The sequence below is a fragment of the Mycobacterium sp. BMJ-28 genome (assembly GCF_054404835.1).
The window spans coordinates 3,928,272-3,941,615 of sequence record NZ_CM136783.1; the positions used below are offsets into that span (position 1 = coordinate 3,928,272).

At 68.1% G+C, this 13,344-nt stretch carries 11 protein-coding genes; 5 read left to right on the forward strand and 6 right to left on the reverse strand.

Annotated features, from left to right (window positions below):
- The first annotated feature begins 51 nt into the window (after positions 1-51).
- The 3 genes from ACXPWS_RS19490 to ACXPWS_RS19500 are packed head-to-tail and all read left to right on the forward strand — an operon-like array spanning position 52 to position 2,792.
- A complete protein-coding gene (locus tag ACXPWS_RS19490) occupies positions 52-1,020 on the forward strand; it encodes a proteasome assembly chaperone family protein (protein WP_458708231.1) in 969 nt (322 codons plus the stop codon).
- Between the two features lie 14 nt (positions 1,021-1,034).
- On the forward strand, positions 1,035-2,057 hold the full coding sequence (locus tag ACXPWS_RS19495) for an alpha/beta fold hydrolase (RefSeq protein WP_458708232.1): 1,023 nt from the start codon (positions 1,035-1,037) through the stop codon (positions 2,055-2,057).
- Between the two features lie 39 nt (positions 2,058-2,096).
- Positions 2,097-2,792 carry a PhzF family phenazine biosynthesis protein gene (locus ACXPWS_RS19500; RefSeq protein ID WP_458708233.1) on the forward strand — a complete coding sequence of 232 codons (696 nt, stop codon included), beginning with the start codon at positions 2,097-2,099 and terminating at the stop codon, positions 2,790-2,792.
- Positions 2,793-2,795: 3 nt separating this feature from the next.
- Here the strand turns inward: ACXPWS_RS19500 and nrdR are convergent, their stop codons facing one another.
- Positions 2,796-3,257 carry a transcriptional regulator NrdR gene (gene nrdR, locus ACXPWS_RS19505; protein WP_458708234.1) on the reverse strand — a complete coding sequence of 154 codons (462 nt, stop codon included), beginning with the start codon at positions 3,255-3,257 and terminating at the stop codon, positions 2,796-2,798.
- 90 nt (positions 3,258-3,347) lie between these two features.
- Complete coding sequence (locus ACXPWS_RS19510) at positions 3,348-3,926, reverse strand: LysM peptidoglycan-binding domain-containing protein (RefSeq protein WP_458708235.1); 579 nt, start codon at positions 3,924-3,926, stop codon at positions 3,348-3,350.
- A 195-nt stretch (positions 3,927-4,121) separates the two neighbouring features.
- Between ACXPWS_RS19510 and lexA the strand changes: the two genes are divergently transcribed.
- Positions 4,122-4,796, forward strand: coding sequence for a transcriptional repressor LexA (gene lexA / locus ACXPWS_RS19515; protein WP_458708236.1), 675 nt, complete (start codon positions 4,122-4,124; stop codon positions 4,794-4,796).
- 10 nt (positions 4,797-4,806) lie between these two features.
- Here the strand turns inward: lexA and ACXPWS_RS19520 are convergent, their stop codons facing one another.
- Complete coding sequence (locus ACXPWS_RS19520; RefSeq protein WP_458708237.1) at positions 4,807-6,849, reverse strand: LGFP repeat-containing protein; 2,043 nt, start codon at positions 6,847-6,849, stop codon at positions 4,807-4,809.
- Between the two features lie 135 nt (positions 6,850-6,984).
- Positions 6,985-8,142 (reverse strand): acyl-CoA dehydrogenase family protein, encoded by a 1,158-nt coding sequence (locus tag ACXPWS_RS19525; protein ID WP_458708238.1) that lies wholly within the window; start codon positions 8,140-8,142, stop codon positions 6,985-6,987.
- A gap of 94 nt (positions 8,143-8,236) precedes the next feature.
- Here ACXPWS_RS19525 and ACXPWS_RS19530 point away from each other — a divergent pair, with 94 nt between their 5' ends.
- A complete protein-coding gene (locus ACXPWS_RS19530; protein WP_458708239.1) occupies positions 8,237-10,519 on the forward strand; it encodes a molybdopterin guanine dinucleotide-containing S/N-oxide reductase in 2,283 nt (760 codons plus the stop codon).
- On the opposite strand, the gene ACXPWS_RS19535 is transcribed toward ACXPWS_RS19530, so the two are convergent.
- Complete coding sequence (locus ACXPWS_RS19535) at positions 10,492-11,097, reverse strand: TetR/AcrR family transcriptional regulator (RefSeq protein WP_458713607.1); 606 nt, start codon at positions 11,095-11,097, stop codon at positions 10,492-10,494. The genes ACXPWS_RS19530 and ACXPWS_RS19535 overlap by 28 nt on opposite strands.
- Before the next feature lie 5 nt (positions 11,098-11,102).
- Positions 11,103-13,331 (reverse strand): acyl-CoA dehydrogenase family protein, encoded by a 2,229-nt coding sequence (locus ACXPWS_RS19540; protein WP_458708240.1) that lies wholly within the window; start codon positions 13,329-13,331, stop codon positions 11,103-11,105.
- Between the last annotated feature and the right edge of the window lie 13 nt (positions 13,332-13,344).

Genomic DNA, 13,344 nt, shown 5'->3' on the forward strand with positions numbered 1-13,344 from the left:
CCGGCCAGACGACAAACTGCGAGACACTTAGGTGAAGAGGAGGTGAAGCACATGGTCGATTCGTCAAGCACACCAGATCCGCGCTATCAGCCCGAGCAGACCGGCATGTACGAGCTGGAATTCCCGGCTCCCCAGTTGTCCGCCTCGGACGGGCGTGGTCCGGTGCTGATCCATGCGCTGGAGGGGTTCTCGGATGCCGGCCACGCCGTCAAGCTGGCGGCCCAGCACCTGAAGGACACGCTCGACACCGAGCTGGTGGCCTCGTTCGCCGTCGATGAGCTGCTGGACTACCGGTCCCGACGCCCGTTGATGACGTTCAAGACCGATCACTTCACCGGCTACGAGCAGCCCGAACTCAACCTGTACGCCCTGCGCGACACCGCGGGCACGCCGTTCCTGCTGCTGGCCGGCATGGAGCCGGATCTACGTTGGGAGCGGTTCATCACGGCGGTGCGGTTGCTGGCCGAGCGCCTCGGCGTGCGTCAGGTCATCGGATTGGGCACCATCCCGATGGCGGTGCCGCACACCCGGCCGGTGACACTGACCGCGCACTCCACCAACAAGGACCTGATCAGCGAGTACACCCCCTGGGTCGGGGAGGTGCAGGTGCCGGCCAGCGTGTCGAACCTGCTGGAGTTCCGGATGGGCCAGCACGGCCACGACGCCATGGGCTTCACCGTGCATGTGCCGCATTACCTGGCGCAAACGCCCTACCCGCCCGCAGCCGAGACGCTGTTGGCAGAGGTGGCGCGCAGTGCCGCTCTGCAGATCCCGTTGACTGCCCTGGGCGAAGCCGCCGCTGAGGTGCACACCAAGATCAACGAGCAGGTGTCATCCAGCGACGAAGTCGCTCAGGTGGTGACCGCCCTGGAGCGACAGTACGATGCATTCGTCGCGGCTCAGGAAAACCGGTCGTTGTTAGCCCGCGACGAAGATCTGCCCAGCGGTGACGAACTGGGCGCAGAGTTCGAGCGTTTCCTGGCCCAGCAGGCCGAGGACAACAACGGAGACGACACATAGCCGATTGGGCGGAGATGACCGAACGGAAACCGAAGCTGCGTACGGTGCGGCAGATCACGCCGACGCTGCAGTTCCGCACAATTCACGGCTATCGTCGTGCGTTCCGGATCTGCGGATCCGGGCCGGCGATCCTGTTGATCCACGGGATCGGTGACAACTCGACGACCTGGCACACCGTGCAGACCGCACTGGCCCAGCGGTTCACCGTCATCGCTCCCGACCTGCTCGGCCACGGCCAGTCCGACAAGCCGCGCGCGGACTACTCGGTGGCCGCCTACGCCAACGGCATGCGTGACCTGTTGTCGGTCTTGGACATCGACCACGTCACCGTCATCGGCCATTCCCTGGGCGGCGGGGTGGCCATGCAGTTCGCCTATCAATTCCCCCAGCTGGTGGACCGCCTGGTGCTGGTGGGCGCCGGCGGCGTCACCAAGGATGTCAACATCGCGCTGCGGATCGCCTCGCTGCCGATGGGCAGCGAGGCGCTGGCATTGCTGCGGTTGCCCATGGTGCTGCCTGCGCTGCAGGTCGCCGGTCGTATCGGCGGTTCACTGATCGGGTCCACCGGGGTGGGGCGTGACCTGCCCGAGGTATTGCGACTGCTCAACGACCTGCCCGAGCCCACTGCGTCGGCAGCGTTCGGCCGGACGCTGCGCGCGGTGGTGGACTGGCGCGGGCAGGTGGTGACCATGCTCGACCGATGTTATTTGACGGAATCGGTTCCCGTTCAACTTGTTTGGGGTAAGCAGGACTCGGTCATCCCGGTCAGCCACGCTCATCTGGCCCATTCCGCGATGCCCGGTGCACAACTCGAGATCTTCGACGGCGCCGGTCATTTCCCATTCCGCGAGGACCCCGACCGCTTCGTCCAGGTTGTCGAACGGTTCATCGACTCCACCCAGCCGGCACCGTATGACCAGGAACTGTTACGGAACCTGCTGCGCGCGGGCATCAGCGAGAAGGCGATCAGCGGCTCGCTGGACACCAGGGTCGCGGTGCTCGATGCAATCGGCGGCGACGAACGAAGCGCCACCTGACGTCGGCTCACCCCGTCGGCCACGTTTACCATCGACACCATGGCCGTCGATGTGAGCGTGCTGCGAGTGTTCACCAATACCGAAGGCGAATTCGGTAATCCGCTCGGCGTGGTTGACGCCGCGACCGTCGCACCAGCCGACAGGCTCCGGGTGGCCGCCGAATTGGGCTACAGCGAAACGATTTTCGTGGACGTTCCGGAACCGGGAGCGAGCACCGCGAGCGCCCATATCTTCACCCCCACCACCGAGATGCCGTTCGCGGGGCATCCGACCGTGGGTGCGGCATGGTGGCTGCGTGAACGCGGCATCCCGGTGCGGACGCTGCAGGTACCCGCCGGCGTGGTGCAGGTCGAGTACCCGGCCGACGACGTGAGCCTCACCGCGATCAGCGCGCGCGCCGAGTGGGCACCACAATTCGCGATCTATGACCTCGATTCGGTGACCGACGTGCTCGACGCCGACCCGACCGACTACACCGGCGACTCCGGGCATTACGTGTGGGCATGGAGCGATGCCGAGGCCGGGGAGCTGCGATCCCGGATGTTCGCGCCACACCTCGGGATCACCGAGGACGAGGCAACCGGCGCGGCGGCGGTGCGGATGACCGAATATCTGAGCCGGAATCTACACATCACACAGGGCAGGGGCTCGCAGATCCGCACCTGGTGGGATGCGCAGGGCTGGGTGAAAGTGGCCGGACGCGTAGCCCGTGACGGCAACACGCGGCTGGACTGAGGTTCAGCCGGTACTGGTCACGCGATGGGCGCGCAGTGCCTCGATCTCGCGCTCGAAATCCTCGGCCGAACTGAACGACCGGTACACGGATGCGAATCGGAGATAGGCGACCTCGTCGAGTTCGCGCAGCGGCCCCAGGATGGCCAGCCCGACTTCATGGCTGGGTATCTCGGGTGAGCCCGCGGCGCGCACGGCGTCTTCGACCTGCTGCGCCAACAGGTTGAGCGCGTCGTCGTCGACCGCACGGCCCTGACAGGCCCGGCGGACACCTTTGATGACCTTCTCGCGACTGAACGGCTCGGTGACCCCGCTGCGCTTCACGACGGCCAGCACGGCCGTCTCCACGGTGGTGAACCGGCGACCGCATTCCGGGCATGATCGGCGGCGCCTGATGGCCTGGCCTTCGTCCGTCTCACGGGAGTCCACCACACGCGAATCGGGATGGCGGCAGAAAGGACAGTGCATCACCGCTCCTTCGCCGCGCCGCATGTCGACCACTTCGAACGTCTCCGAGCGTACCTGCACCAACCGAAGCCGTCCGTGGCCGCTCACCGATCAGCCGATCGGGGCGATGAGCGTTTGACCGGCCAGCACTGCGCTGGACTCGAGCTTGTTGAGTTCCTTGATGCGGTCCATCACCGAATTGACCGGGGCGTCGGGCGCCACCCGCTCTGCCACGTGCGCCAGCGTCTCCCCCGCTTCGACCTGCACGACCGACAGCCGGGTGGGCACCTGCACCGCGGTCTCGTCGACCCCGCCGCCCACCTGGGCGACCAGACCCAGCCACACCGTGATCGCGGCCGCGATCAGGGCGAGCACCACGGTGGTGACGGGCGTGATGGGACGACGGCGGTGCGAGGCGCGAGACATCAGCACACCGGTACCGCGATGCGACATCGGCGTGCCGCCGGGCCGGCGGACCTGCGGGCGGCGGCGGCGGACCACCACATCCCGGGGCAGCGGCCACACCTCGGCCGCGGCCGGGCGCCGGACCGCCACCTGGGCGCGGCCTGCGGCCCGGGCTCCGGACCTCGACACGGACCTGGAGCCGGAACCGGTGTCGAACTCGGTTTCGAACGCCGCGTCGAACGCACTGTCGAACTCGGTACCGAATCGGGTGTCCAGAATGGTCATTGTCCTGCCTTTCGCCGGGTGAGGCTGCCAATCGTTCGCTCTTGTGTTCGAAGATAGTCGATCATCTGTTCGATGGATAGAACACGTGATCGAACTGTTGCAAACGATAAACGCACCCACCGACAAGTCCGGCCCACGCGACACGCCTCGAACACATGTTTGATTAATGTGTGCGGGACGACTAGATTCGGCGCCATGAGCGACAGCATCGGCACCCCAGAGGCGCGTTCGGGACTCACCGAGCGGCAGCGCACCATTCTTGAGGTCATCCGCGCGTCGGTCACCACCCGCGGCTATCCGCCGAGTATCCGCGAAATCGGCGATGCGGTCGGGCTGACCTCGACGTCATCGGTCGCCCATCAGCTACGCACGCTGGAGAAGAAGGGCTACCTGCGGCGCGATCCCAACCGGCCGCGCGCGGTGGATGTCCGCGGCTCCGACGATATGGTGACGCCGGTCGTGAGCACCGATGTCACGGGCTCCGACGCGCTGCCAGAACCGACCTTCGTGCCGGTGCTGGGACGCATCGCCGCGGGCGGGCCGATCCTGGCCGAGGAGGCCGTGGAAGACGTGTTCCCGCTGCCCCGCGAGCTCGTCGGTGAGGGGTCGCTGTTCCTGCTGAAGGTGGTGGGCGAATCCATGATCGACGCCGCGATCTGCGACGGGGACTGGGTGGTCATCCGTCAGCAGAACGTTGCCGACAACGGCGATATCGTCGCGGCGATGATCGACGGCGAAGCCACCGTCAAGACGTTCAAGCGCACCCGCGGACAGGTGTGGCTGATGCCGCACAACCCGGTGTTCGACCCGATCCCAGGCAACGACGCGGTCGTGCTGGGCAAGGTCGTGACCGTCATCCGCAAGATCTGACCGACCGCACTCAGTCGGCTCGGACGAACCCGTTCGTCACCGCGAATTCCTCACTCACGAACCAGATCTCGGCTCGCGCCTGGTCATAGCCCGGCGTGCCCGGCGTCCAGTATTGCCCGGTACCGGTATCCGCTTTGACCCCGTATCCGTCGGGCGCGCGGTACGGGTCGCTGCCGGCCAGGCGCATCGAGGTGCGTGCCGGGTCGGGCTCCTCTATCTGGATCGCCGCGTGCCGGCCGCTGGGGAAGTCCGGTTCGTACGTGGACCGGGGTATCGACGGCAGGTCCGCCGCGAGGGGTGCCGCAGCGTCGGGTCCGGCATCGTCATCGGGGCCGGCTTCCTCGGCGTGCTCCGCCTCGTCGGACTGGATCCGGGTGGGCGCCGTGTCCACCGAGTCGGCGTCGGCGTCGAACTCCGGGAAATCGTGCCCGGCCGGTTCGGCCAGCTCCTCGACTTCATCGGCGTCGTCATCGTCATCGTCCCGGTCATCAGCCCGGGGCGCCGACACGGCCCACGGACTCTGCGGTGAGTACCCGCCCGGCTCCTGGCCGTATGCCGCCGGGCTGTGCTCGTAGTCGTCGGGCTCGTGTGATTCCGCCCGGCCATCGAAGCCGCCGCCGTATCCGCCGTGAAATTCGGACTGGTAGCCCTCGTCACCGTAATGATCGGCATCGAAATGCTCATCGCCGGAACGCCTGTTGCGCAACACCGCCACCGCGATCAGCCCGATCAGCGCCAGCAGCGGGATGAGGCCCAGCAGCCACCACCAACTCCAGGTGTACCACTTGCCGCCACTGCCACCGGCGGGCTCTGCGGCGGGAGCCTTCGGTGCATCGGCACCCGGCACCTCGAGCCCGGCCAGCTGCGACTGCAGGTTCGCCGGCTCGGTGGTGAACTTGTCGGCGTCCTCATCCCAGGAGATGCTGCCGCCGTTGAACTGCTGGGTGATGACGCTGCCGCTCTGGGTCTGATCCCCCTTGGGCGCGCCGAGCTCGCCGGTGGCACCGCCGAGTTTGTCCCACGCGGCATTCATCGCGCCGCGGACGATCACGGCGCCGAAGTCCGGGGTCCAGAAGATGACGGGCTTGTCCGCGGCCGCGAAGGGCACGAAGCGGCTGGCCGGGGCCAGCCCGCCGTCGGTCTCACTGGCCGTCGGGAAGCCGAGATCGCCGGTGGGGCCGCCCACGCTCTCGTACTTGGCGAGAACCTGGCCGGTGACCACATTGGCGCCGGTGGCCGGGCTGTAGAAGATCTTGCCGCCGGCGAAATTCTGGCCTGCTCCATCGGTGCCGATGGCGTACTGCCCGCCGGCCTGGGCGCCCAGCGGTCCGAGCGCACCACCGGCGGCCCGGCGCGCTGCCGCGATCTCCGAGGCGACGTCCGAGGGCACCGCCAGCCCGGCGAGCTGGTCGGCCAGCTCCGGAGGCGTCGTGGTGAAGGTTTTGGTCTTGCGGTCCCACGACACCTCACCACCGGTGAACTGCTGGGAGATCACCTCGCCGCGTGATGTCTCGTCGCCGGTCGGCACCCCGAGCACCGCGGCGGAGCCGCCGAGCTTGTCCCATGCGGCATTGATCGGCCCGCGCACCACCCTGGCCCCGTTGTCCGGGGTCCAGAAGATGACGGGCTTGTCCGCGGCGCTGAACGTGGTGTTGCGGCTGTCGGGGGCCCGGCCCGGGCCCTCGTCGATCGTGGGAAAGCCCAGGTCGCTGTCCGCTGGACCGCCCAGGGACTCGTACTTGTCCAGGATCGCGCCCGCCATGACGTGGGCGCCGGTCTCGGGAGTGAAGAAGATCTTGCCACCGGCGAAGTTCTGCCCGAATCCGGCGCCGGCGGCATAGACGCCGCCGTCCTTGGCCCCCAATGGTCCAGTGTCGCCACCGGCACCATCCCATGCCGCGCTGATCGCCGCGTCGGCGTCGCTCTCGGGGGTGGCGTGGGCCGGTGCGGCCAGCGCCATTGCCATCACGCAGGCCGCCACCACCATCGGCGCTGCCAGCCCCAGCAACGCACGCCCGGCGGCGGTGCGCAGCCGGGTTCGCTGCCTGGTCATCAGTCCTCCCGAACTCGTGCAAAGCATGGAAAAAGTATCGCTTTCGTCAACTTTGCGTCAGCCGGGTGCCATCTCGTGGGATATCGCGACCTGTACCGGATGCGTGTCGGAACCACGGCGTGTCGGCACAGGACCTCAGACACCGAGGCCGCGGCCGATGATCTCCTTCATGATTTCGGTGGTTCCGCCGTAGATGGTCTGGATCCGGGAGTCCAGGAATGCCCGCGCGATGGGGTACTCACGCATGTATCCGTAGCCGCCGTGCAACTGCAGGCAGCGGTCGACCAGGCGGACCTGAGCTTCGGTGGAATACCACTTGGCCATGGCCGCCTGGTCCACCGTCAGCTTGCGGTCCAGGTGCAACCGGATGAACTCGTCGACCATGATCCGCACCGCGGTGGCCTCGGTGGCCAGCTCGGCGAGGACGAACCGGCTGTTCTGGAAACTGCCGATCGGCTTGCCGAACGCCTTGCGCTCCTTGGTGTACTGCAGCGTCGCCTCCAGCGTCGACTCCATCGCGGCGGCGGCCATCACGGCGATGCTGATCCGCTCCTGGGGCAGGTTCTGCATGAGGTAGATGAAGCCCATACCTTCCTGACCGAGGAGGTTCTCGACGGGCACCTTGACGTCGGTGAACGACAACTCGGCGGTGTCTTGGGCTTCCAGCCCGATCTTGTCCAGATGGCGGCCCCGCTCGAAACCTTCCATGCCGCGCTCGACCATCAGCAGGCTGAAGCCCTGCGCACCCTTTTCCGGGTCGGTACAGGCGACCACGATCACCAGGTCGGCGTGGATGCCGTTGGTGATGAACGTCTTCGAGCCGTTCAGAATGTAGTGATCGCCCTCCTTGACCGCGCGGGTCTTGATGCCCTGCAGGTCACTCCCGGTGCCCGGTTCGGTCATTGCGATCGCCGCGATCAATTCTCCGCTGCAGAAACCGGGCAGCCAGCGCTTCTTCTGCTCCTCGTCGGCGAGCTCGAGCAGATACGGCGCGATCACGTCGTTCTGCAGCGTGAAACCGAGGCCGCTGTGCCGTCCGGCGGTGGTCTCCTCGGTGACGATCACGTTGTAGCGGAAGTCCGGGTTGCCGCCACCGCCGTACTCCTCGGGCACGGCCATCCCCAGAAAGCCCTGCTTACCGGCCTCCCGCCACACCTCTCGGTCGACGATCTTGGCCTTCTCCCATTCCTCCTGGAACGGCGTGGCGTGCCGGTCGAGGAACGCGCGGTAGGACTCGCGGAACAGGTCGTGCTCCGGTTCGAACAGCGTGCGCTCGAACTTGACTACGCCCATGGTGTGACCTCCGGTACTGGGTTTTGGATGTGGCGCCCAACATACCAACCAGATGGTTGGTCGAGGAGCGCGCCCGCCGCCCTAGGATTGGTGCGTGTCCCGCGCCAGCCACTCCCACTGGGGTGCCTTCACCGCCGAGGTGCGCGACGGCGACATTGCGGCCGTGACACCGATGATCGGTGACACCGACCCGTCACCGCTGCTGGCCAATCTGCCCGGCTCGCTGCGGCAGCGGGCGCGGGTGACCGGTCCCGCCGTGCGGCGCGGCTGGCTGCGCGACGGCCCCGGGCCCAGCACCACCCGCGGTGCCGACGAGTTCGTCGCGGTGTCCTGGGATGAGTTGACCGAACTGCTTGCCGGCGAGTTGCGTCGGGTCATCGACGCCCACGGCAACGAAGCCATCTACGGCGGGTCCTACGGCTGGGCCAGCGCCGGGCGCTTCCACCACGCCCAGAGCCAGGTGCACCGCTTCCTCAAACTGCTGGGCGGATACACCTCGTCGCGCCATTCGTACAGCCTGGGTGCCACCGGCGCCATCATGCCGCGGGTGGTTGGCACCCACGACGACCTGTTCAAACGTTCGACGCACTGGGACGTCATCGTGGAGCACACCGATCTGCTGGTGTGCTTCGGCGGGATCGCGCTGAAGAACACCGGCATCAATCACGGTGGTACCACGGCACATCCGGCCCGCGACGCGCTGCGGCGATTCCGCGCTCGCGGCGGGCGGATCGTCTCGTTCTCCCCGCTGCGCGACGATGTCGAGGGCGACTGCGATTGGCACGCACCGGTCCCCGGCACCGACGTCGCGATCATGCTCGCGCTGGCCCACGTGCTGGCCACCGAGAATCTCGCCGACCGTGACTTCCTGGACACCTACTGCATCGGCTATGACCGCTTCGAACGTTATCTGCTCGGCACCGACGACGGGGTACCGAAATCTCCGGAGTGGGCCTCGGCCATCAGCGGGCTGCCCGCGGGCGAGCTGACCGCCCTGGCCCGCGCGATGGCCGACGCCCGCACCCTGGTCACCATCAGCTGGTCACTGCAGCGGGTCCGGCACGGCGAGCAGGCACCGTGGATGGGCTTGACGCTGGCGGCGATGCTGGGCCAGATCGGCCTGCCCGGAGGCGGATTCGGGCACGGGTACGGCTCGATGAACGAGCCGGGCCTGGCCCCGTCGCGGGTCCGGTTGCCCGTGCTGCCCCAGGGCCACAACCCGGTGTCGACCTTCATCCCGGTCGCCGCCGTCAGCGACATGCTGCTGCACCCTGGCCAGGAATACGACTACAACGGACTTCGGCTGACCTTCCCCGATATCCGGCTGGTGTACTGGGCCGGCGGGAACCCGTTCCACCACCACCAGAACATTCCCCGGCTGCGCCGCGCGCTGGCCCGGCCGGACACCGTCGTCGTGCACGATCCGTACTGGACGGCGATGGCCAAGCACGCCGATATCGTGGTGCCGTCGACCACCGCCTACGAACGCGACGACTATTCCGGGTCGCGCAACGACCCGTTGCTGGTGGCGATGCCCGCGCTGGCGCAGCCCTACGCGCAATCCCGGGACGACTATGCGACATTCGCCGCGCTGGCCGAACGCCTTGGTGTCGGCGAGCAATTCACCGAGGGCCGCACCGCCCGGCAGTGGCTGGCACACATGTACGAGAAGTGGTCGGCCGAAGTGGATGTCGCGGTGCCGTCCTTCGACCAGTTCTGGGCCGACGGGCAGCTGCGGCTGCCGACCGAACCCGGCCTGACCCTGCTGGCGGATTTCCGCGCCGATCCGTACACCCATCGGCTCAACACCCCGAGCGGACGTATCGAGATCTTCTCCGCCGATATCGACGGCTTCGGCTACGCCGACTGCATCGGCCACCCGGCCTGGTTCGAGCCGGCCGAATGGCTCGGCGGCGAGCGGGCCGCCAGCTTCCCGCTGCACCTGCTGGCCAACCAGCCGGCCTCCCGGCTGCACAGCCAACTCGACGCCGGGGCATTGAGTCAGCAGTCGAAAGTGGCCGGGCGCGAACCGATCCGGATGCATCCCGGCGACGCCGCCGAACGCGGCCTGACCGACGGCGACGTGGTGCGGGTGTTCAACGACCGGGGCGCTTGCCTGGCGGGTGTGGTCACCGATGCCGGTCTGCGCCCCGCGGTGGTGCAACTGTCGACGGGAGCATGGTTCGACCCGCTGGACCCGAGCGACCCGGATTCGATGTGCGTGCACGGCAATCCCAACGTGCTGACCGCAGATATCGGCACATCGGCTCTGGCCCGGGGTTGCACCGGCGCGCACGTGCTGGTGCAGGTGGAGAAGTTCACCGGTGAATTACCGCCGGTGCGGGCGCATCAGCCGCCGGTGTTCGCCGAACGCTGATCTGCGGGCAGCCGGGGTACCACCAGGTCGACGAACGCGTCGGACACCCGGTAGGCATCGGCGATCGGGTAACCGTTGTGGATCGCGCCGGACAGCATGGTGCTGATGATGCCCCACAACATGATTGCGGTGTCGACGGATTCCTGGTGGCCCAGCGTCGCGAAGTCGGCGGCCAGGGTCCGCTGGGCGGTTTCGGCGAACTGCTGCATCAGCGGCTGGGCGTTGGCGTCGGCGGTGTTCTGCAACAGCATGCACACCTTGAAGAACGCGGGCCGGCGTTCGAAGCTGGTGATGATCGCGCGCACCTTCTCCCGCACCCGGCGTTCGGCCGGGCGGGTGTCGTGGGTCGCCTCGTCGAACACCGGCTGCGCCCACTCCGTCAGCACCGCCGCATAGACATGCTCCTTCGAGCTGAAGTAGCGGTACAGCGTGCCCAGCGCCACGTCGGCCTTCACTGCGACGTCACGCATCTGGATCTGCTCGTAGTCGTGTTCCTTGAGCGCCGCCATCGCCGCGGCCACGATCTGCGACCGGCGGGCCTGTTTGTAACCCGGCAGGTCGGTGCTCGCGGTCATCATCACGCTCAATTCCTCGGCAATCCCAGGATCATCGTCGCGATGATATTCAGCTGGATCTCGATGGTGCCACCGCCGATGACCTCGGCGGGCATCATCAAGGTCTGCGCCACCGCCGACTGCTCGCCACCGCCGACCAGTGCCGCACGCCCGCTGAACGCCAGCGCATCGGCGGTGACCCGCCGCACGATCTGCGCGGTGGCGACCTTCCCGACGCTGGACGCCGGCCCGGGGCCGTGCCCGGCCAGCCGGTTCAGCGTATCCCGGACCGCAAGGGCGCCAATCGCATTGGATCCGGCCCTGATCTCGCCGAGCGCCTGCCGGACGGCATCCACCCGCTCGGCACCGGGCCGCCCGGCCAGCGCCCGCAATTCGCTCTCCTTGTCCAGCTTGATGTAAGCGCCGATGGCCACCCGCTCGTTGGCCATCGTGGCCAGCGCGTGCGACCAGCCCGCGGTCGGCTCGCCCACCAGCATGGCGTCGGGGACGAAGACCTCGTCGAAGAACACCTCGTTGAAATGGGCGTCCCCGCTGGCGGTCCGCAGCGGCCTCACCTGAATGCCCGGCGTGCTCATGTCGACCAGGAAGTACCCGATGCCCTTGTGTTTCTTGGCGTCCGGGTCGGTGCGCGCCAGCAACGCCCCCCAGTCGGCGAGTTGGGCCGAGGAGGTCCAGACCTTCTGGCCGGTCACCAGCCAGCCGCCGTCGGTCTTGGTGGCCCTGGTGGACAGCGACGCCAGATCCGAACCCGCGCCCGGCTCGGAGAACAGCTGGCACCAACCGATCTCGCCACGCAGCGTCGGCTCGGCGAACTGGGCCCGCTGCGCGTCGGAGCCGGCCGCCAGCACCGTGGGCAGGATCCACTGTGCGATACCCAGCGACGGCCGGACCAGATCCGGCCGCTTCTCGAATTCCTCGTCGATGATCAGCTGTTGGGCCGCAGTGGCGTCCAGTCCCCATGGGGCGGGCAGGTGGGGCGCGATCAGGCAGGCCGCCGCCAGGGCGGTGCGCTGCGGTCCGGTGCAGAACTGCGCGTAGCCGGGATTCTGCCGGCCCGGCGTCTCATTGCGCAGCTGCGCGGCGTGGTCCAGGGTCGCGGCGACGGCGGCCCGGAATTCCGGCTCGGCATCGGCCATCTCGATGGTGAAATCGCGTGCCGGCGCGGCCGGGTCGCCGAGCGCGTGCGCCCACTCGGTGCGGCACCCGACGGTGGCGGCCAAGCTGATCGCACGCTTCCAGTACAGGTGCAGGTCGTGTTCCCAGGTGTAGCCGATGGCACCGAACATGGTGAGCGCGTCGACCACCAGTTCGGGCAGCCGGCCGACCGCCACGATGGCCGCACCGGCCGCGGCGATGTGGTGTTGGGCGACCGGCTGATGGGCCGCGCGAACCGCGTCCCACGCCGACGCGGCGGCCAGCTCGCTGTCGATGAACAGCGTTGCGGCCTTGTGCTGCAGGGCCTGAAACGATCCGATGGGTCGGCCGAACTGTTCCCGGACCTTCAGATAAGCCACCACGTTGTCCACACACCAGCGGGCGATGCCCGCGGCTTCGGCGGCCAGTAGGCCTATCGAAATGGCACCCGCCCGGACCGGGTCGATGCCGGTGAGCACGCCATCGGCAGCCGCGAACGCGCCGTCGACGTGCAGTAGCCCGACATCGCGGGTCAGGTCGGTGGGCGTCTGCGCCGCAATCCGAACCCCGGACATGTTGGCGTCCAGTGCAATCCAGAGCAGGTGGCCGGATTCGGTTGCCGCGCTGACGATGATGCGCTCCGCTCCGCATACGCCGATCTCCGGGCCCACCGACCCGGACAGCAGCCAGCCGCCCTCGGTGGCCGTCGCGCGCAGCCGCCCCGCCTGCGGCAGGATCAGGGCCGCCGTCCGGCCTGCCACGATGTCGTCGAGCAGCCGTTCGGCGGCGGTACCCGGCTCGGCGGTGGCGGCCACCGCGCCCGCGATCACGGTCGGTGTGAGCGGTCCGGGCAGCAGCCCGTACCCGGCGGCGTCGATGACACACGCCGCCTCGGCCAGTCCGCCGCCCTGTCCCCCGATCCGCTCCGGGAGGTGCACGGCGTGCAGGCCCTGATCGATCAGCGCACCCCAGAATTCCGGCCGGCGGCCGGACGCGAGCGCGTCGAACTGCGACCTGGTGAGTTCCAGAGCGCCATGGCGGGCCGCGAAACCCGCCATCGCAGCGGCGATCTGGGTTTGTTCGTCGGTCAGCGCCAAAGCCACGATATGGACCTTC

What these genes read in the sequence shown, in the direction of transcription:
- ACXPWS_RS19490 (WP_458708231.1), top strand. Translation starts at nt 52, where the DNA reads ATGGTCGATTCGTCAAGCACACCAGATCCGCGCTATCAGCCCGAGCAG.
- ACXPWS_RS19495 (WP_458708232.1), top strand. Translation starts at nt 1,035, where the DNA reads ATGACCGAACGGAAACCGAAGCTGCGTACGGTGCGGCAGATCACGCCG.
- ACXPWS_RS19500 (WP_458708233.1), top strand. Translation starts at nt 2,097, where the DNA reads ATGGCCGTCGATGTGAGCGTGCTGCGAGTGTTCACCAATACCGAAGGC.
- nrdR (WP_458708234.1), bottom strand. Translation starts at nt 3,257, where the DNA reads ATGCACTGTCCTTTCTGCCGCCATCCCGATTCGCGTGTGGTGGACTCC.
- ACXPWS_RS19510 (WP_458708235.1), bottom strand. Translation starts at nt 3,926, where the DNA reads ATGACCATTCTGGACACCCGATTCGGTACCGAGTTCGACAGTGCGTTC.
- lexA (WP_458708236.1), top strand. Translation starts at nt 4,122, where the DNA reads ATGAGCGACAGCATCGGCACCCCAGAGGCGCGTTCGGGACTCACCGAG.
- ACXPWS_RS19520 (WP_458708237.1), bottom strand. Translation starts at nt 6,849, where the DNA reads ATGACCAGGCAGCGAACCCGGCTGCGCACCGCCGCCGGGCGTGCGTTG.
- ACXPWS_RS19525 (WP_458708238.1), bottom strand. Translation starts at nt 8,142, where the DNA reads ATGGGCGTAGTCAAGTTCGAGCGCACGCTGTTCGAACCGGAGCACGAC.
- ACXPWS_RS19535 (WP_458713607.1), bottom strand. Translation starts at nt 11,097, where the DNA reads ATGATGACCGCGAGCACCGACCTGCCGGGTTACAAACAGGCCCGCCGG.